This is a genomic window from Bradyrhizobium sp. PMVTL-01 (genome assembly GCF_051861855.1).
In the GTDB taxonomy this organism is placed as follows: domain Bacteria; phylum Pseudomonadota; class Alphaproteobacteria; order Rhizobiales; family Xanthobacteraceae; genus Bradyrhizobium.
Map to the genome: position 1 here is coordinate 410840 of NZ_CP193983.1, position 18225 is coordinate 429064.

Genomic DNA, 18225 nt, shown 5'->3' on the forward strand with positions numbered 1-18225 from the left:
GAGCTCCCCGATAACCGGGCTTTAGCCGCGCTGGACGTGGCAAGAATAAGCTGCCGGTGAGGAAAATGTAAGCGGTTGATCAAGCGTGCCCGCCGTTCTCGCAGCACCCTCGCGCCGGCGGAAGGAACACCGTCCCGGGAGACACCGCAATGAGCACGACGCACAGCACAACGTGGCTGGAACGGACATCCGGATCGGCCCGGCATGTCGCCAGCGTCATCTGGAAATATTGGGATGCCTTTCAGGAGCGCCGCGAGTGCCAAAAACTGCGCACCACCTGTCCAACTTGAGCGACATGGAGCTGATGGATATCGGCACCACGCGCGGCGAGATCGATTACGTCGCCTCGCACCGAGGTATCGACCCGCGAGGCATCCGATCCGGCGAATGGCTGCGATATTTACCGACGGTGGATGGCCAGATTGGACCCGCCGACTTCCGATAGGGGTCCCAAGCTGCCTTCTATACCTGAGCTTGGTCGGATCGCCTCCCAAAAGCGGCCATAGAGGTCGTCAACCAGGCCGCTCTTCGCTCTCGTGCTCCGCAGACGTGTTCGGCCGTGCCCCGTTATTGTTGTCGCTGTTAGGAGCACAGTGAACGGCCCGTTAACCGCGGCGCGGTATCATCACCTTCGACCAGCGCAATAACCTAGAACTCACACATTGGGAGCCGTCGCCGATCTCAACCCGGTGACGGCCTTTTTTGGCTGCATGGATTACCGCGCTTTCACAAACGACAGCTTGACGATGATGTACGAGAGCGTTCGCGGCGCGCTCGCCTCTGACGATGCGCAGAAGGCCGCAGGTGAGGCTCCTCGCTTCCGAATTCGCGAGACGCCCGACTGGAAGCAGCACGCGGAAAACCTTGAAGCCGAGATGCTTAAACGAGGGATGTTCTTCGACATCATCGACTGGTCTGAGGACCAAGGCCGCCTCCCCGATAGGCCAACCTGATGCGATATCGCGTAAAGGTCCTGGCAGATTGATCCTGCAAGATCTCTTCAACCGAGCAATAGTGCCATCCTCCATCGGAGGAACTACTCGTCACCGTGGGCGTCTCCTACTGGATCCGACACATGCCTGTCATATGTGTCCGCCGGTCGACAGATACGCGGGGAGAGTTCCCGTTGCAGGACGATAACACCATGCACAAGGAGCCGCGGGACGGACAGAGGCCGTCCAGCCTAGAGGAGGCGCGCAAAGTCATCGAGGAATATGCGGCTGAGTTGCGAGAGATGCTTAGGAAGCTGCGCCGCAAAATGAATTAGATTCCAGGTTGGGAACCCTCACGGCGACAACCGGCTGTTGACCACGGGCGCAACGGAAGACTACGCTGCCTCAGGATACCTCAGGGCCCTCACCCCTGGTATGCTCACTCACGGCGGGAGGCCTTCGATGTTAGTCCGCACGACTGCAGCACATCCCGCCACTTCGCTCAGCGACTTCGGGGTCACTAGCAGCACAGATCAGGCTATCAATCTGAATGAGTTCACCTACAAAAAGGGCGCCGAAATATTCGGGGAGAGAGAACCCGCGAAATACATTTATCAAGTCAAATGCGGTGCCGTACGAACGCACAAGCTGCTTTCCGATGGGCGACGGCAGATCGGCGCATTCCACTTAATCGGGGACATTTTTGGGCTGGAAAACGCTGCCCTTCATCGGTTCACCGCCGAGGCGGTGGTCGAAACTACTGTTCGTTTGATCTTGCGAACAACCCTTGAAAATCTGGCGGAGTCTGACCCAGGTGTAGCGCGCAGCCTGCGAACGATGACCACATCCAACTTGCAGCAAGTTGAAAACCACCTGCTCCTGCTCGGGCGCAAAACCGCGATGGAGCGCGTTGCCGCGTTTCTGCGTGACATGAATGCGCGCTCGACAGCGGCAGGCGTGATGTCGCTGCCGATGTCTCGCCGCGACATCGCCGACTATTTGGGACTGACCATAGAGACCGTGTCCCGCGCGATGTCCCAACTCCATGAAGATGGCGTCATAGGTTTCCTCAGCAATACGCAGCGCGAAATCGTTGTGCTCGACCACGACCGCCTGACGGCCTTCGACACGCCGAATTACCTGCCGCCGAACAGACCCTGAGGCTCTCCCTGGACGGTCTGAGATTGGGTCGGCAAAGCTCACACCAGTAGACGAATATTCTCCACCGCCACAAATCGTTCGCGGTCCGCCCCGCAAAAACCAGCGGCGGTCATCAGAATATCTTTCCATAAAGCGAACGGCAATTGCTGTGCTAGCGGGTCGCGCCGAAGCATCAGCGAAGGAAGTTGGCGGAGCTCATCCCCCAGACTAAGCCGCATCGCTGCTTGGCTCGTCTGCACGCTATCGTGCATGCCGGGCTAGCGGGGAGAAGAAGGTGATGTTGAGATGCGACATCGATCCAAGTGGCGGCAAATTTCGCCCGCCAGCCGTAACGCCGCGGCGTTCAATGACAGTCCAGGCACAGAAAGCCCGTCGACAGGTTGGCCTTGTCGACGGGCGTCCTGTGAGTTCGTCCAAAGGGAATCGCGTTCAACCACGCGACCTCAGGATGGCTGGTAACCGTTAAGGGGACGTTACTGGCCGAACCGCCGGCCAACCCCCGGCCGTTACGCCAGGGTTGCCCCCGATGGCGCTGCTGATAGCGTCATCAACCGCCTTTGTGATGTACTTGCCGAGATCGGCGACCCCGCCACACACCGACTCGATTTCCGTGTCAGTCAGGTCACGCACTTCAATTTCACGCGTTTCGATTTCACGCACTTCAATCATGACTTCCCTCTCCATCTGGTGCGGATGACAACATTATCGGCATCGCCTGCCAACGGGGGCTGGGATCGGTGGCGCGCGCAAGAGAGTTGGGCTTCTCCCCATCGCCGCACCTCTTTCGATCAAGCGCCGAAAATCCAGCAGGTGGGTCGCCAAAAAATGATTGGGTGATGGTGCGCGGTGCAGAATTGCGGCGTTGTGCCTCTTCAAAAACATCGTCAGGCACATCCCCAAACCGATTGGCGACGCAGTATCGCTGCCGCGCGGTCGGCTTCGGAGTGTCGTTGCTCTGGGTCATGTTTGTGTTCATCCAAACAGCGCGGACCATCCACGCTGATGCGATGTGCGGATGACGACATATCGGCCTCGCCTCGACTGTGATGTACAAGCGCCGATCAATGGACTGATGATGTACGCCTATCGGATATCGAGTCGCGGTTCTTCTGCCAGTGTTGCGGCAGACGCGGTGCTGATGTCAGACCCGATTCGAGAGCGGCAAGCCGCCATTGGCAATGGGCCCCGCGTCCTGACCGGTAGTTTCCCGGACTGTCTCGTTACGTCGGTTTTAGTAATTCCGACGAACGATAGTCCTCATGATTCGACCCCCCGACCATCAAGCAGAAGCTCTCGCTGCAATGAGAAAAGCTATAGCAGCGACGTGCCCCCTGGAGCGCGAAAAGTGGGTGCGCATCGCATTGGCGTGGAACAACCTAGCGAACCTACTCGATCGTAAGGGCGCGGCGTGACTAAGTTCGCCCCGAGCCGGCCCTTTGCCGAACCAGAGGCCGCCGCGCGCAAGCTGATCGAGCTCGCCAAGAGCCTCGAGGCCTTTCAGGACGGCCGCATCCACATCGAGAAGATCAACGCGCCGTTCCTCTCAAAGGACGGCTGCAAGGCGACAGGCCCAGAGTTTGGCGCCGGCATCAAGTATGCCGTCGAGCGCGACTGGCTCGAGCTGCACGAGAGCGGGACCTATGTACGGATCAAGAAGGCCGGGGAGGATCTACTGGCGCACGCCGCGAGCGTGGGGGGCGGCCAACCCGTCTGATGCGGGTTTTCTCCAGCAGTTGGGGTACTGTCCGTATTTGGCCTCGTGGCATCGCCAAGCAACGGTTGGAACTTTGCTCATGTCACGCCGTTCCCGTGGGCAGCCGCGAACGCGAGCCCAAAACTATGAAATGGATGCTGGTAGTGCTGGTTGGCGGCGTTTCGCCCGTCAACACAGACTTGGTGTTCGACAAGTTCACTGACTGTTTGGCCGCTGAGGAGCAAATGCGGCAGCATTACTCCGATGCGTTCGATGCGTGGGACCGCTTGGCGGCGGCACGGATCGACCGACGCAGGGACTACAAGAAGGCTCGCGAGGATCAAGCCAAACGGCTGCTGAGCAACGTCGGGACCTGTGTCCCGCATGGTGGCGGCGATCAGCAGCCGGTCACAGCACCGCAGCAGCAACCTTCTGCTCCATCGGCTCAGCAGCCCGCTGCGACACCGTCGCCGCAGCCGACGCCGCGAACCTAGCCATGTGTGAAAAGTGCATTGAGATCGATCATCGCAGAGTAAGGGCCGATCCAGGCCCAGCGCGGGGGAACGCTCCTTCACGTTCCAAAATTAATCGGCAATGCCGCGATACTATTTCGACTTGAGAGATGGCACTCACCTCGGCCGGGATGAAGAGGGGCTGGACCTTCCGGACATGGAAGCCGTTCAAAATGAGGCCACCCGCGCGCTGTCGGATTTGGCGCGCGACGCCATTCGCGCGACCGCCGCGCTGGGGGTGACGCGCAACCTCTCGATTGAGGTCCGCGACGAACAGGGCCTAGTGATGCAGGCCCGGCTCCAGTTCGATATCAAGCGCCTACAGAAAGGCCAGTAAGGCCGCCGTTCCGGCGTGAACTCGCGAACTGCGCGGCTTGCCGGCTCTGGTGGGCTTCGGAACACGGGCTTAATTCGTTAATTATTGGGCCGCAGATACTCCGCAAGCGGTGCGACCATGTGTGACAAGTGCAATGAGATCGATGATAAAATAGCGCGGTTCAAGCGGATCGTTGAGCGGTTCACGGACCATCACGGCGGAGCCCGAGGAGACCAGAGCGATGACGCGCGGGCGACCCGATCCGGAGCTAGAGGCGATGTTCGCCGAGCTCGCAGAGATCTGCAAAGACCTGACGCCGCTTGAGAGCGCGCTTCTGGTCGCAGACGGGTTTCGCGACGTTTACGGCGGCGAGTGGCGGATCGAGGCGCACGTCGACGGCAGCTTTTGGATCGTCAAGCATAGCGACCAGGACTGACAAGCGTCAGGCGCTCACTGGCGGATTGTTTTCGACGCGCTCTACCGCATCAGCAGAGCAGATGGCGGCCCGGCCCCGCCGCCTGGCAATCGGTAATCCGGAAAACTGCGGACGCGGTAGCGAGTGACAGGCATCTCGGCTGCCCGCACGCGACTAAAAGCACTCACCGTCAGCGCGACCACGGTGATTGAACCGTTCAACTTGGTCTTGGTCGTCTTCGCGCTGCGAGTCGCCTAGGCCGTCAGAACTTCTGACATTGCCCTCTGATTCCGGGCTTTCAGTTTCAGGGCTGTTCGTCAGGAGTGGCTGTTTCCGCATCTCGACAAGGCGCGCACGGCAATATTCGCGGTACAGAAAACACGTATCGCAATGCGGTCGTCGCCTCGGTTCAATTGTGTTAGCCGCAACGCTTCCTGCATCTCAATAGCAGCTTTGGCAGCGCCGGTGGCACTGGGAAATTCTAGCCAGTGGCCGTCCCCCGCGGCCTTGATAATGCGCCCCTCGTAGCGGGCCGCATGGCGCGCCAAGAAGTCCCGATGTTCACGAAGAAGCGCTTTTAGATCTGCTCCCAGCAGTTCGCGAAAGCGGGGTGTTGAGCCACTTATGTCCGTCTTCATGACGACGGTAGTGCGGAGCGGAACCATCGTAAACTGACCCTGTCTGGGCTAGGGCAATCGTGAGCCGAAAGGCACGGGTTTAACGTCTTGGTGTTGGAGGTCGTCCAAAAAGGAGTACCGGATGCGCCGAGAACGGCCAATTGCCCTGTCCTATTAAGTAGCCTAGTCATAGCCGCCAATTTTATCACGTGCGGTGGAAAGTTCGCGGTTGTAGTGTTCGTACCACGGCCGCCGGCAGTTCATATCAAAAGTATGGTCTGAATAATTGCTCACTGGCTTAGCCCAGGCACAGCTCCAATCGTTGTACAGTCTGAAGGTGGCCGACGTATCCCCGTTCACCGGTCTTCGAGCGGGGCTCGTAAGCTAGGGAGGCCGACCATGGCCACAATCTCCCCCTTACCCACTCGGCGCCGCCTCCTCGCAGCCTCGGCTGCAACTGGTGCAGTCACGTTGCTTCCAATACATTTCGTCACCGCACGCGCGCAATCAAATCAAGGTGAGTCCTCGCTCGGCACCATCAAAGCCGACCCAATTCTTCCCTTCCACATCAATGTCGCGGGTGAAGACCTCACTGATCTCCGTCGGCGCCTCGCGGCCACGCGCTGGCCCACCAAAGAGCTCGTTGAGGATCGGTCACAGGGTGTGCAGCTGGCCACGCTGCAGGCGCTCGCCCGCTACTGGTCGACTGAGTACGACTGGCGCAAAGTCGAGGCGCGACTGAACGAGCTACCACAGTTCACGACCGTGATCGACGGGGTGAAAATTCATTTCATCCACGTCAAGTCCCGGCACGAGAACGCACTGCCGCTGATCATAACGCACGGCTGGCCTGGTTCGGTCATCGAGCTCCTCGATACCGTCGGTCCTCTGACTGACCCGACCAAGTATGATGGCACTGCGGAAGATGCATTTCATTTGGTGCTGCCGTCCTTGCCTGGTTACGGCTTCTCAGATGAGCCGACCGAACTCGGCTGGGACACCGCCCGCATCGCGCGGGCCTGGGCCGTGCTGATGGAGCGCCTCGGCTACACGCAATACGTCGCTCAGGGGGGCGATGTAGGAGCGGCAGTCACGGATGCGATGGGGCGGCAGGCACCTAAGGGGCTTCTCGGCATCCACGTCAACTTGCTTGCGGGTGTGGCGGCAATGTCCGACAAACTGCCTGCAGAATCTGAGAAAGAACGCGCAGCGCAGAAGGCGGCAGCGACGTTTAGAACGAGTGGCTTTGGCTACTTCCTGGAGCAGTCGACGCGACCACAGACGATCGGCTACTCACTGCTGAACTCGCCCGTCGGGCTCGCGAGCTGGATGCTCGACCATGACACAGACAGCTACTACAAGATTTCCCGGGCGTTCGTGGACGGTAAGCCCGCGGGCAATCTCACCCGGGACACCATTCTCGACAACATTATGCTCTACTGGCTGACAGGCACTGGAACCTCGGCCGCGCGGTGGTACTGGGAGGCCGGACAGGCCGCAGCCCATGCGGCCGGCAAGTCTCCTCCGGCGGTCGCGGTTCCGGTGGGATTTACGGCGTTCCCGGGCGAAATCTTTGCCGCGCCTCGCAGTTGGGTTGAGATTATGTACCCCGGCCTGGCCTACTTCAACGAGGTCGAACGTGGCGGACATTTTGCGGCGTGGGAGGAGCCGATGCTGTTTTCAGATGAGATACGCGCAGCCTTCAGATCCTTGCGCAAGTAACGAACGGGAGGCTCGACCCCGACAATGTTAGGCACTCCAACTGACGCGACTTAAACTGCGGAGGCAGCGGACAGAGAACGTGAATGGCGACCTTGGATCACGACCTGCCCTTCAGCAGAGCTTACCTCAATTCCGGCCCACTCCGCGCAGCGGACCGCTCGCATCGACGGCTCAGGACCAAGGGACCACGACTCCAGGCTGCTAGACTTTAAGCATTATCGCGATCAGGGTCAGTTCCGCAGGGTGCGTTCTTATGCAGAAGACAACAATGAGCGAGTCAAATTCGGCGACTATTCGCAAGGCCTACTCAGACTTTGCGCAAGGAAACATCCCTTCCGTCTTTGCTGTCTTCGACGCGGGCATTACTTGGCACGTTCCTGGTCATGGTCCGCTATCAGGCGAGTATACCGGCCACGATCAAATCGGAGCCTTCTTTCAACACACGATGGAGCTGTCCGCCGGCGCGTTTAGTATTGATGTGCACAATGTGCTGGCTGACAATGATCTCGTTGTCGCCTTGGTCACTGTGCATGCACAACGAAACGGGCTTTCCGCATCGTTTCCGGAGATCCACGTCTGGCGGATGAAGAACGGAAAGGCGATCGACTTCCGCGAATATCAAGGCGATGAGCAGCGGGAGGACCTGTTCTGGTCTTAAGATGCTGGCGTCTCACTTCAGACTAGACGTGGGGTTCAGGTCAACCTCTGCCGTCGAAGCTTCGTGGGACTACTTCCGCTGGTGCACCTGATCGGAGACATCAGCCGTCTAGGCGTTGGACGGCTAAGAGCCCAATATTGGAAATCAATCTTGCGCGATGAGGCACAGCATTGACCGAATATCCCGCACGTCACAAAAGGTGTGCGCCATTGCGGACAGCGTCTCGGCCTGCTCGGCATCGGTTAGCGCGGCGCAGGCATCGGCAATAAAAAACACCTTATAGTTCATCATCATTGCATCCCTCGCCGTCGAGTCGCAGCAGTGCGCGTTCCAGCCGATCGTGATCACCGATTCCAGGCCATCGTGATCACCCATTCCAGAGCATCGTGATCACCGTTTCCAGCCGATCGTGATCGCTATTTCCAGCGATCATGATCGGGGACAACCAGGAGGCGCCCACCGCTGACAGTCTGCAACCGGGGTAGCTCGGTCTTTTGCCCAACCGCAGAGGATCGAGATGCCGACAGAGAGACTGTCCATGCGCCACATTCGCGAAGTTCTACGCCTGCACTACAGCGTCGGCATGTCGCAACGCGCCGTTGCCCGCAGCCTCGGTCTGGCCCAGGGCACGGTCAGTAAGTACGTCAACCGAGCCCGCCGCGCCGGTCTGACCTGGCCGTTGCCAACGGAGCTCGATGACGACGTCCAGCTCGAGAACCGCCTGTTTCCGCCGCCTTCCGATCGGCCCAGCGACGAGCGTCCGCATCCGGACTGGGCGCTCGTGCATCGCGAGCTGCGGCGCCCGAACGTCACGCTGATGCTGTTGTGGGAGGAGTATTGCGACGCAAACTCCGACAGCTTCAGCTATGCGTGGTTCTGCGAACGCTATAAGGAATGGGCCGGCCGCCTCAAGCCGACCCTGCGCCAGGTCCATGTCGCCGGCGAGAAGCTGTTCGTCGACTATTCCGGCCACACCATGGAGGTAGTTGACGGGCTCACCGGTGAGGTGCGCAGCGCGCAGATCTTCGTCGCCGTGCTCGGCGCCTCGAACTACACCTACGCCGAGGCCAGCCTCACCCAGAGCCTGCCGGACTGGATCGCCTCGCACGTGCGGGCCTTTGCCTTTTTCGGCGGTGTGGCCCGGCAGACGGTGAGCGACAATTTGAAGGCCGGCATCACCCGGGCCTGCTTTCACGAGCCGATGGTCAACCGGACCTATGCCGATCTCGCCCGCCATTACCGCACCGCCATCGTCCCGGCGCGGCCGTATCGGCCGCGCGACAAAGCCAAGGTCGAGGTCGGGGTCCAAATCGTCGGGCGATGGATTCTGGCGCGTCTGCGCAACCGCCGCTTCTTCTCGCTCGCCGCCCTCAACGAGGCGATCCACAGCCTCCTTGTCGAGCTGAACGATCGACCTCTCCGGAGCTGGGGGCGAAGTCGGCGCGATCTGTTCGAAGAGTTCGATCATCAGGCGCTCACCCCCTTGCCGGATGAACCGTACGAGTATGCCGAGTGGAAGCGCTGCCGGGTCAACCTCGATTATCACGTCGAGATCGCCAAGCATTACTACAGCGTCCCTCACAACCTCTTGCATCAGGAGGTCGAGGCTCGCATCACCCAAAAGACCGTCGAGATCTTCCTCCGTGGCAAGCGCGTGGCCTCGCATCTGCGCAGCACCTTGCCGCATCGCCCGACCACGATTGCCGAGCATATGCCGAGTTCGCATCGCCGCTATCGTGACTGGACCCATGAGCGTATTCGTTCCGAAGCCGCCAAGGTCGGCCCCGACGCCGACACCCTGATCGACGTCATCCTGCGGTCGCGGCCGCATCCGGAACAGGGCTTCCGCTCCGCGATCGGCATTCTCGGGCTGGTCAAGCGCTACGGCCAGGAACGCGTCGACGCCGCCTGCGCCCGGGCCCTGCTGCTCAACGCCCGCTCGTACAAAACGGTCGCCGCCATCCTCAAGAACGGCACCGACAGAACCGCGCCTCCCGCCGAGGAGGCGCCCATCCTCTTCCACGCCAACATCCGTGGCCGCAGCTACTACAATTGATCAGGAGAGATCAGCATGCTTATTCACCCCACCGTCGATCGCTTGCGCGCCCTCGGCCTCGCCGCCATGGCCGATACCCTCACTGAACTGCAGAACAACCCCGAGGCGGCCGAGATGCCGCACGCCGATTGGCTCGGCCTCCTCGTCGATCGCGAGGTCACCGCCCGCGACAACCGCCGCCTCACGCGCCGCTTGACCAGTGCCAAGCTCCGGCAAGCCGCCGCCATTGAGAACGTCGACTATCGCACCGCTCGCGGCCTTGACCGTTCGCTCTTCCAAACCCTCGCCACCTGCCAATGGATCCGTGAGGCCAACCACCTGGTCATCGTCGGCCCAACCGGCACCGGCAAGTCCTGGCTTGCCTGTGCGCTCGGCAACAAGGCCTGCCGCGACGGCTTCTCCGTCCTCTACAAGCGAACATCCCGCCTGTTCGCCGATCTCGCCCAGGCGCGCGGCGAAGGCCGTCTGGCGCGCCTGATCGCCGCGCTCGAGCGCGTCAATCTCCTCATCCTTGACGACTGGGGACCCGAACCGCTCACCGCCGACCAGCGCCGCGATCTGCTCGAGATTGTCGATGATCGCTACGACAAGGGATCCTTGTTGATCACAAGTCAGGTCCCCGTGTCGCAATGGCACGACGTCATTGCCGATCCCACCCTTGGCGATGCGATATTGGACCGCATCATTCACAATGCGCACCGCCTCGAGCTCAAAGGCGACAGTCTACGGCGTCAGGCTGGCGAAAAGAAAAAACCGTGAGCACCTCGCGCACGATCGCCCCGCCGGCCCACAGGCCCCTCCCGCGCGCGTCGCTCCGTCGCTCATGGGGGCACTCCGCGCCGCGCACGGGGCCCTCCCATGGACCGCCGGAACGATCTCCGAACCAACCCGCCAGCCTTGACCAGGAGACCATTTCCAGCACACATAAACCCGTCAGTCGTGTTCGCCTCCGCATCTGATCACGATCGCTGGAATCCGTGATCACCATCGCCTGGAACACCTGATCACCATCCCTGGAATGCGCACAGCAGACCTGCGTCACGGTGCCGGAAACGATAAGGGTGTCGATCCCCCGCTCCTGCAGGCAGCGATAAATGCCCCGCTGCGGTCGCTCTTGGCCGCCTTTTTGGTTGGAGTCTGGGTCGCGCGCCGGCGTTAAGGTGAAGTCGTTCCGAGTTGTCGGAGCCGCTTCGCTCAGTCGGTCGGGAGCCCTTTCGCTCGCGGGGCACTCCGGGCACGTGTCTCCGATGGAATCGAGCACTTCCGAGGATCGCCGCGACGAGCATTCCGGCAACGCGTATCATGGGGCCGGAAATAATCGTTCGCCTATACACCGCAATCTGGGCCGGCCGCTCAAACGACAAGGGGCAGAACTCGCGTCCCGCCCTCCTTCAGTTCACTAATTCGCCCATCAGTTTTCGATCTTGGCATTCGACCACTGTTTTGCCCGACGTGTCGACCCCTATTTCTGGCTTTCCGACGCAGCCCGTTCCGAACGTCCGAACCATGGTCAAGCCGCAGCTTCAACGGGGTCTTCCTTGACGCCGCGAGCCACTACCCGCAGCGCTCCGTCCGCCAGCGGTCGTTGCAGCTTCAGAGCCTCATCCGGCCGCGCCGAACTCCGGGCCGCTAGGTAGAGGAACGGCGAAGGTCACTCTACCCCGCTGAACCGAAGGCCAGGAAGGCGAGCACGCTGCAGTCCAGACCAAGAAATGTTCAGCGATCATGACCCGCTCTTCCCTGCTAGTCTGAGGTTGCGTCACTCTCTCCCGAAGCCAAACAGGCCCGCTATAACGCGAAACGCGTATGCCATCGCTAGCGGGAGCCCCGCGCGCGGCTCATGACCGGGGCGAGATCGGCCAAGCCATCAAGCCGCTGCTCGATGATGCTGCTGGGGATAGTTGAAGTGAGAATGCCGACACTGGGCGAAACGAGTAGTCCCCATATCGAGAAGTATGCGTCGGTCCTTACCGTGAAGAAGATGAGTAACATCATCACGCGGCCTCCGCCAGCGCCGAGCGAGCTAACGCTGGCGCACAAACTTTTTGAGTTCAAAATGCAACCACCACCCGGGGGAGCTAGGGCCCTGAGCAAACACCGACAAACTCTTCACGTTCAAGGCCTAGGGCGCCCCATCAGCACGCGCGCATAGCATAGGACGAGTCACGCTCCTGCACTGTTGCAGAATCGGCACCGTGGACAAGAAAGCAGTGACGGTGGGCCTTCATCAAGAGGCTGGCCGCCACCTGATATCCGCTTAAGCCCCAAACGCGGCGAGAAGCAGCAATCTTCGGATGTCTCTGAAGGGCCAAATAGCAGACATCGCAATTAGGGGTGCAATTTGCCCAAGCGCCAGGGGCGGACGAGAAAAATATAGGCGCGGCTTGCGATTTGAGGGAGCGCATCTGTCACATACGCTCCCTTGTTGCTAAGGCTTGCCTCTGTCGGACCAGCTTCGATCCGAGGTGATGACCTACTGACCTTCGCGGTGCTTGATCATCTCTTCGATCTTCTTCTTCACCGATTCGAGATTGAAGGAAGCCGGGTCCTGCATGGGCGGATATTCGATTGCCGTCAGGGCCAACTTCCCGACATACTCCTGAACCAGAACGAAGCGCCAGAACTCGCGGGCATAGAAGTCGTTCACATATGCGGGAGAGCCGGTGTTCAGGCTTTCCCCGCGCAAGGACGGCAATCTCTCGAACGGATCCTGACGAATGTTGACCATCGAGGGCATGTCGGTGGTGGTTTTCTCGCCCGGCCAGCCCCATGGCTGCTGATAGAACTGGAACTTGAAGTTGTCGATGCGGACCGCACCAAGCTGCGCACCACCGAAGTAGAATATCTCATGACGCTTGGACGGGCCTTTTCCGGTGAGCAGATCCATCTGATTGTAGCCGTCCAGATGGTTCTTGTACGTCCGCTCGCCGAGCTTCACGCCCTTTAGCAGTTGCTCGCCGATATTGGGATTGCCCGCCGCGGCCACCAGGGTGGGGAACCAGTCCAACCCCGACATGATCTGGTTCTCGACGGTCCCCGGCTTGATCACGCCCGGCCAGCGGATGATGCACGGCACGCGGAAGCCACCTTCGCCAACGGTGCCCTTGGTGTTCTTGAACGGGGTCATGCCGCCATCCGGCCAGGTGAACACCTCCGCGCCGTTGTCCGTGGTGAAGATGACTATGGTGTTGTTAGTCTCACCGATATCGTCCAGATGCTTCAGCAGGGCACCAATGCTGTCATCCATCTGCGTCATACCGGCTTCCTCGAGACCGTAGTTCGTCTCGCTGTTCTGCATCGCGCTGTACTTCTTCGAGAGGAACGTCCAGACGTGCATCCGCGTGGTATTGTGCCAGACGAAGAACGGCTTGCCGTCCCGCTTGGCCTTGTCCATAAAGTCGCTGGAAGCCTTGACCAACACTTCGTCGAAGGTCGTCATGTCATACTTCGCTTTGAGGAAGGGCAAATCGTGCATGTTGGGCACGTTCGACATATCCGGGAACGGCGGCAACGGACCTTCATCGATGATCTTTTGCTTGCCGATTTTGCCCCAGCGCGGCATCTCGGTCGGATCGTCGGTATCAGTCGCATAGCTATGGATCAGGCTGCGCGGGCCGTTCTTGTTGTAATAGTCCTGGTTAGCGGGGAACGAGTACCAGTACGGATCTGACATCGCGTCGAGGTGGTACAGATATCCGAAGAACTCGTCGAATCCGTGCACGGTCGGGAGATATTTGTTCAGGTCGCCGAGGTGGTTCTTGCCGAACTGCCCGGTGGCATAGCCCTGCGCCTTCAGCGCGGTGGCGAGCGTCGCAGCCTCAGCCGGGATCCCCACATCGGCACCTGCTTGGCCTACGGTCGTCAGTCCGGTGCGGATCGGCAACTCGCCGGTGATGAAGTTCGCCCGACCTGCCGTACAACTTGCTTCGGCGTAATAATCCGTGAATATCATGCCTTCAGATGCCAGCTTGTCGAGGTTCGGCGTCTTGCCCGACATGATCCCGCGATGGTAGGCGCCGATGTTGAACCAACCAACGTCATCGCCCATGATGACAACGATGTTTGGACGCTTTCCGTCAGCTGCAGGAGCTCCCGGTTGCTGCTGCGCTTGGGTCGGGCTTGTGAGCCCGACAGCCGAAAGCGCGGAAGCGGCCACGAGAGAAGTACCGCTTAATAACAAATCGCGACGTTTCAATCCTGCGCTGGTCGGCTCGGCGCTCTTGGAGTTTTTAGGAATGTCACCGTTGCTCATGGCGTGATCCTCTCCTTTGACAGGTGCTGAGGCGTACAGGATCGGGAGCGGCGCACACTTCAAGGTTGATCCAGATCAAAGGATGTCCCTGTCGGCTCAAAAGCGGCAACACTCTGGCCAGTCAGAAGATTTCCGCTCGCCCCTCGGGAGCCGACATTGCTTATGATGGGGTGGACGCCCCGCCGACGGCATCCCGCGATCGCCGCTCTAGCGCCGCCGGCCGAGAGCTTTGCCAAAGGCCGTGACTTCGCGGCATGGCTCGGTCTCACGCCTCTTCAGAGATCGACTGGCGGCAAGCAGAAGCTCGGTGCGACATCCAAGATGGGCGAACGCACGCTCAGGCGCCTCCTCATCATCGGCAGCCAGCGCGGTCGTGCAACAGGCGAGCAAACGCCGTGCGCCAAGGGGTTCGTGACCCTAACAGATGCTGGCTCGCAAACCGCGCATGCTGGTAAGGGTCGCGGTCGCCAACAAGACGGCACGGATCGTCCGGGCGCTACTTATCAAGCAGGAGAATTACAGGGTTCCGGTCGCAGCCAAGACGTGATCCTGGCGGAATAATCGTTCATTGAGACTGCTTGCATTTGGACACAACGCTTCTTGATGGCTCTCGCAAGCAGACATCTTCGATACATTGTCACTGCAATCTGCGAAGGAAACACCGAGCGCCGGCCAGCACACCTAGGAAACTGCCGCAAGAGATGCGGTCGCACGCAACAGCGACTGGGCCAAGCCGGAATGCTGTCGGAGAAGACGGTTGCAGACCCAGGTCGATTCAATGCGACGCGCAGCGCGGGCATTCGCCATCTGCAGCGTCCGCGAGCTGTCGTCCGATCTCTTCCCTAAGTTTTGCGGGCTCCCAGTTGGTGCCATCGCGCTTGACGATCTTCTTCGCCCGCTCCAAGGCATGGCTCTCGGCCGCATCGTCACCTATGCGTATAATCACTTCAGGGTGAAAGGGACAGCTCGCGATTGCACGAGTTGTTTCCAAGGCATACCGCACAGTGGCGCTCAGGTCGTCGCTGTAATCTTTAGCAAACATATCTGGCCTCCTGTCGCGCGCCTGATCCGGTGAGACCAATACTCCGTAACGCATGTGCGACATCGGCAGTTAGGCGAGGCCCGGTCTGCCTACGAGACCGAGCCTCATAACCTCAGCAGCCTGACAACAGGTTGTTCGGCTACGCGTCCAGTCTATTCGAGATGCCTGGCTTCGCCTTGATGCTGCGCAAAGGCCGCCTCGGGCCAGCTGGCCCTCTTGCGGAGAGGGAGTGCGGGGCCAGGCGGCCCGACGGCTGGCGCGTCAGGATGATTGCGCATGCAAGCGAAGTCTATGTCCAATCGGCAACTTCGCTGTGTGCACTTGTGACCTGAAGAAGTATTTGTAATGTTCCTTGTCAGGGAACATGGAGGCTGCAAATCGCGATGTGCAGGTCCGGCCCGGCGAGAGAAGCGTCGGCAAGACGCCGCCGAGTGCGCAGTCGCACATTTTGAAAGTACCGGCGCTTGGCGCTCGCTAGGTCACATCGAGCCTGGCCGCCTGGCGTCCGAAGGCACACGCCAGCCAAGTCTTGCCAGTCCCGGTCAGGCCGGTGATGATGAAGTTCTCATGGGCTTTCAGCCAGGCGCCTTGCGCCAGCTGCAGGGTGTTGCGCCGGTCAAGGCCGCGGCGGGAGGCGAAGTCGACGTCTTCGATACAGGCGTCGACGAAGCGCAGCTTGGCTGCGGCCAGGCGATTGGTCAGGCGCCGGTCGGCGCGCATGGCGGCTTCGCGATGCGGCCCCACCAACGCTGGCATCGCGTGGCGAGGCCGCCTGCGCTCCGGGGCAGGGCTGGAACTGCCCGGAGGTCTGCCGATCTTATCCCCGCCGCAAAAGAATAACGATTGCCCGAAAGAGTCGTCCGTGAAGAGTGGCTAAGCGATTGAGCTAGAATCGCATTTGTCGTTGTGGACTGTTTTGCGTTTGCAGGGGTTTGATGCTTCGGGCGTCGGAACCTTGCAATTTCATTTTCAGGATTCCGTCGAATCGCCAACCATGATTCCGTCATCGCATCGGAGGTGGCGATGCGACCGAAGAAGCACAGGACGACGGGATCGGGCGATCTGTTCCGGGCCAGGCTGGACCAAATCATCAATATGAAGCACGAGCTGGTTCAGCTCGCCGGCAAGGTCGATTGGGACTGGATCGACGGCGAGATCGCGCCGCTCTATAGCGAGAATGGTCGGCCCGGGATCGCGAGCCGCTTCATGATCGGGCTGTTGCTGCTCAAGCACATTTACGGGCTGTCCGATGAGGGGGTGTGCAAGCGCTGGGTCCACGACCCATATTTCCAGTACTTCACCGGCGAAGAGTTCTTCCAGCACGCATTCCCGCACGAGCGCTCGGACCTGAGCCACTGGCGCAAGCGGCTCGGCGACAAGCTGGAGCTGTTGCTGGCCGAGAGCTTGCGGGTGGCACACGAGGCCGGCGCGTTACGCAGCCAGGACATCAAGCGGGTCACAGTCGATACCACCGTGCAGCCGAAGGCGATCACCTTCCCGACCGATGCCAAGCTCTTGCACGCGGCGATCAAGGGGCTCAACCGTCTGGCGAGGAAGCACGGGGTCAAGCTGCGGCAGTCCTATCTGCGCATTGCCAAAACCGCGACAATGATGGCGGGACGCTACGGCCATGCCAAGCAATTCAAGCGGCAGTTGCGCATCCTGCGCAGCCGACTGGGCCGGATCATCCGCGATATCCGCCGCAAGATCGAAGGTCAGGCTGTGCTTGAGAACACGTTCGCCCTCCCGCTCAGCCGGGCCTCGCAGATCCGCTCGCAGCAGCAGCGCCAGCGCGGCTTCAAGCTTTATTCCTTCCACGCCCCGGAGGTGGAGTGCATCGGCAAGGGCAAAGCAGCCGCGCCTTACGAGATCGGCGTCAAAGCCTCCATCGTCACCAACAACCGCCGTTCTCCCGGGGGCCTGTTCGTGCTGCACGCCAGGGCGCTACCCGATAACCCGTACGACGGTCACACCTTGCGGGACGTCATCGACCGCACCGAGACACTCACCGGCTGCGCGATCGAGCGGGCCTATGTCGACAAGGGATACCGCGGCCACGACGCACAAAATCCCCGACGGATCTTCATCTCCGGCCAGAAGCGCGGCGTCTTCGGTGTCATCAAGCGCGAGCTGCGCCGCCGCTCCGCCATCGAACCCATCATCGGACACCTGAAGGCCGATGGTCACCTCGGCCGCTGCTACCTCAAAGGCCGCGCCGGCGATGCGGCTAACGTCATCCTCTCAGCCGTGGGCCACAACTTCCGCCGCATCCTCGCCTGGCTCAGAGAACTCTTGTGCCTCATCCTGCTCCAGCTATGGCGCACGTTCGGCCGTCCCGCCCCGCTCAATTCGCCTTCTTAACGGACGACGAAAGAGGCACTCACTAGGAGTGCAAAGAGAAAGGCCCCAGCTCGCGGGGTACGGGGGGCATAGAGCTGGGGCCATTGGGGTTACCCTTGGGGAAGGGCATGGGGAAAACTTGGCAACCGCGCAAACGTTCCCTGTCCTAATCAGAATTGCGGGTGTCAGGACAGCGCCGCAGGCATCGACTAGCCCAGACCAAAAACTGCATCGGCGCCGGGCAACTAGCTCTTGGGCAACCGGCGTACCTCGGACAAACGATAGGCCCCATTGTCCTCTTGCCGATTTCGGCGGAGCTGTTCCAGCCCATCTTCGATCGATCGGAGATCAGCGTGAACGTACTTGGCTGCGGGGTCGGACATGGATTGGAGCAATTCGCGCCGAAGATCTCTCATGTCTTCCAGGGCCTGCTGGTTCCTCAAACGAACGTAAACCGAGACGACTGCTTTACACGACATAGCATTCCCAGATGCTCGTACTAATCGACT

The 18225-nt window shown here is 60.4% G+C and carries 20 protein-coding genes and 3 pseudogenes; 13 read left to right on the forward strand and 10 right to left on the reverse strand.

The genetic code is table 11. The annotated features are described in order from the left end of the window. Nucleotides 1–149: 149 nt before the first annotated feature. From ACRQ5Q_RS42850 to ACRQ5Q_RS42860, 3 genes are all read left to right on the forward strand, one after another. Nucleotides 150–290, forward strand: coding sequence for a hypothetical protein (locus ACRQ5Q_RS42850; RefSeq protein WP_439400296.1), 141 nt, complete (start codon nt 150–152; stop codon nt 288–290). Between the two features lie 372 nt (nt 291–662). After that, nucleotides 663–953: a hypothetical protein gene (locus ACRQ5Q_RS42855; protein WP_439400297.1), complete on the forward strand. Its 291-nt coding sequence runs from the start codon at nt 663–665 to the stop codon at nt 951–953. 441 nt (nt 954–1394) lie between these two features. Beyond that, the gene (locus ACRQ5Q_RS42860) at nt 1395–2093 is read left to right on the forward strand and encodes a helix-turn-helix domain-containing protein (RefSeq protein ID WP_439400298.1); all 699 of its coding nucleotides are present in this window, start codon (nt 1395–1397) and stop codon (nt 2091–2093) included. A gap of 38 nt (nt 2094–2131) precedes the next feature. Here ACRQ5Q_RS42860 and ACRQ5Q_RS42865 read toward each other — a convergent pair whose 3' ends face one another. The 3 genes from ACRQ5Q_RS42865 to ACRQ5Q_RS42875 form a co-directional block, all read right to left on the reverse strand. Further along, entirely contained in the window at nt 2132–2311 is a 180-nt protein-coding gene (locus tag ACRQ5Q_RS42865; RefSeq protein WP_439400299.1) for a hypothetical protein, read from the reverse strand. A 244-nt stretch (nt 2312–2555) separates the two neighbouring features. Next, nucleotides 2556–2762, reverse strand: coding sequence for a hypothetical protein (locus ACRQ5Q_RS42870; RefSeq protein ID WP_439400300.1), 207 nt, complete (start codon nt 2760–2762; stop codon nt 2556–2558). Continuing rightward, the gene (locus tag ACRQ5Q_RS42875; protein WP_439400301.1) at nt 2755–3057 is read right to left on the reverse strand and encodes a hypothetical protein; all 303 of its coding nucleotides are present in this window, start codon (nt 3055–3057) and stop codon (nt 2755–2757) included. The genes ACRQ5Q_RS42870 and ACRQ5Q_RS42875 overlap by 8 nt, the downstream gene beginning before the upstream one ends. A gap of 444 nt (nt 3058–3501) precedes the next feature. On the opposite strand from ACRQ5Q_RS42875, the gene ACRQ5Q_RS42880 reads away from it, so the two are divergent. From ACRQ5Q_RS42880 to ACRQ5Q_RS42895, 4 genes are all read left to right on the forward strand, one after another. Continuing rightward, the gene (locus ACRQ5Q_RS42880) at nt 3502–3807 is read left to right on the forward strand and encodes a hypothetical protein (RefSeq protein WP_439400302.1); all 306 of its coding nucleotides are present in this window, start codon (nt 3502–3504) and stop codon (nt 3805–3807) included. Nucleotides 3808–3932: 125 nt separating this feature from the next. Next, nucleotides 3933–4280 (forward strand): hypothetical protein, encoded by a 348-nt coding sequence (locus tag ACRQ5Q_RS42885; RefSeq protein ID WP_439400303.1) that lies wholly within the window; start codon nt 3933–3935, stop codon nt 4278–4280. Nucleotides 4281–4380: 100 nt separating this feature from the next. Continuing rightward, nucleotides 4381–4635, forward strand: a complete 255-nt coding sequence (locus tag ACRQ5Q_RS42890; RefSeq protein WP_439400304.1) for a DUF6894 family protein — start codon at nt 4381–4383, stop codon at nt 4633–4635. 220 nt (nt 4636–4855) lie between these two features. Beyond that, nucleotides 4856–5050, forward strand: a complete 195-nt coding sequence (locus ACRQ5Q_RS42895) for a hypothetical protein (protein WP_439400305.1) — start codon at nt 4856–4858, stop codon at nt 5048–5050. Nucleotides 5051–5346: 296 nt separating this feature from the next. On the opposite strand, the gene ACRQ5Q_RS42900 is transcribed toward ACRQ5Q_RS42895, so the two are convergent. After that, entirely contained in the window at nt 5347–5694 is a 348-nt protein-coding gene (locus ACRQ5Q_RS42900) for a hypothetical protein (RefSeq protein ID WP_439400306.1), read from the reverse strand. 351 nt (nt 5695–6045) lie between these two features. Here ACRQ5Q_RS42900 and ACRQ5Q_RS42905 point away from each other — a divergent pair, with 351 nt between their 5' ends. Both ACRQ5Q_RS42905 and ACRQ5Q_RS42910 read left to right on the forward strand, forming a co-directional pair. Then, on the forward strand, nt 6046–7368 hold the full coding sequence (locus tag ACRQ5Q_RS42905; protein WP_439400307.1) for an epoxide hydrolase family protein: 1323 nt from the start codon (nt 6046–6048) through the stop codon (nt 7366–7368). 268 nt (nt 7369–7636) lie between these two features. After that, a complete protein-coding gene (locus tag ACRQ5Q_RS42910) occupies nt 7637–8026 on the forward strand; it encodes a nuclear transport factor 2 family protein (protein WP_439400308.1) in 390 nt (129 codons plus the stop codon). 144 nt (nt 8027–8170) lie between these two features. On the opposite strand, the gene ACRQ5Q_RS42915 is transcribed toward ACRQ5Q_RS42910, so the two are convergent. After that, on the reverse strand, nt 8171–8401 hold the full coding sequence (locus ACRQ5Q_RS42915; protein ID WP_439400309.1) for an isochorismatase family protein: 231 nt from the start codon (nt 8399–8401) through the stop codon (nt 8171–8173). A gap of 142 nt (nt 8402–8543) precedes the next feature. On the opposite strand from ACRQ5Q_RS42915, the gene istA reads away from it, so the two are divergent. Together istA and istB are read left to right on the forward strand one after the other, a co-directional pair. Next, complete coding sequence (gene istA, locus ACRQ5Q_RS42920) at nt 8544–10082, forward strand: IS21 family transposase (RefSeq protein ID WP_439392910.1); 1539 nt, start codon at nt 8544–8546, stop codon at nt 10080–10082. A 15-nt stretch (nt 10083–10097) separates the two neighbouring features. Continuing rightward, nucleotides 10098–10841, forward strand: a complete 744-nt coding sequence (gene istB / locus ACRQ5Q_RS42925; protein ID WP_439392912.1) for an IS21-like element helper ATPase IstB — start codon at nt 10098–10100, stop codon at nt 10839–10841. A 751-nt stretch (nt 10842–11592) separates the two neighbouring features. Here istB and ACRQ5Q_RS42930 read toward each other — a convergent pair. The 3 genes and pseudogenes from ACRQ5Q_RS42930 to ACRQ5Q_RS42940 form a co-directional block, all read right to left on the reverse strand. Further along, nucleotides 11593–11700, reverse strand: a pseudogene (locus ACRQ5Q_RS42930) (SOS response-associated peptidase); the annotation flags it as partial. A gap of 197 nt (nt 11701–11897) precedes the next feature. Further along, the gene (locus ACRQ5Q_RS42935) at nt 11898–12077 is read right to left on the reverse strand and encodes a hypothetical protein (RefSeq protein ID WP_439400310.1); all 180 of its coding nucleotides are present in this window, start codon (nt 12075–12077) and stop codon (nt 11898–11900) included. 478 nt (nt 12078–12555) lie between these two features. Continuing rightward, nucleotides 12556–14334: an arylsulfatase gene (locus ACRQ5Q_RS42940; RefSeq protein ID WP_439400311.1), complete on the reverse strand. Its 1779-nt coding sequence runs from the start codon at nt 14332–14334 to the stop codon at nt 12556–12558. 195 nt (nt 14335–14529) lie between these two features. Here ACRQ5Q_RS42940 and ACRQ5Q_RS42945 point away from each other — a divergent pair. After that, nucleotides 14530–14881, forward strand: a pseudogene (locus ACRQ5Q_RS42945) (transposase); the annotation flags it as partial. 228 nt (nt 14882–15109) lie between these two features. On the opposite strand, the gene ACRQ5Q_RS42950 reads toward ACRQ5Q_RS42945, so the two are convergent. Further along, nucleotides 15110–15376, reverse strand: coding sequence for a hypothetical protein (locus ACRQ5Q_RS42950; RefSeq protein ID WP_439400312.1), 267 nt, complete (start codon nt 15374–15376; stop codon nt 15110–15112). 483 nt (nt 15377–15859) lie between these two features. Then, nucleotides 15860–16108, reverse strand: a pseudogene (locus ACRQ5Q_RS42955) (ATP-binding protein); the annotation flags it as partial. A 291-nt stretch (nt 16109–16399) separates the two neighbouring features. Here ACRQ5Q_RS42955 and ACRQ5Q_RS42960 point away from each other — a divergent pair. After that, nucleotides 16400–17737 carry an IS5 family transposase gene (locus ACRQ5Q_RS42960; protein WP_439400313.1) on the forward strand — a complete coding sequence of 446 codons (1338 nt, stop codon included), beginning with the start codon at nt 16400–16402 and terminating at the stop codon, nt 17735–17737. Nucleotides 17738–18225 lie beyond the last annotated feature (488 nt).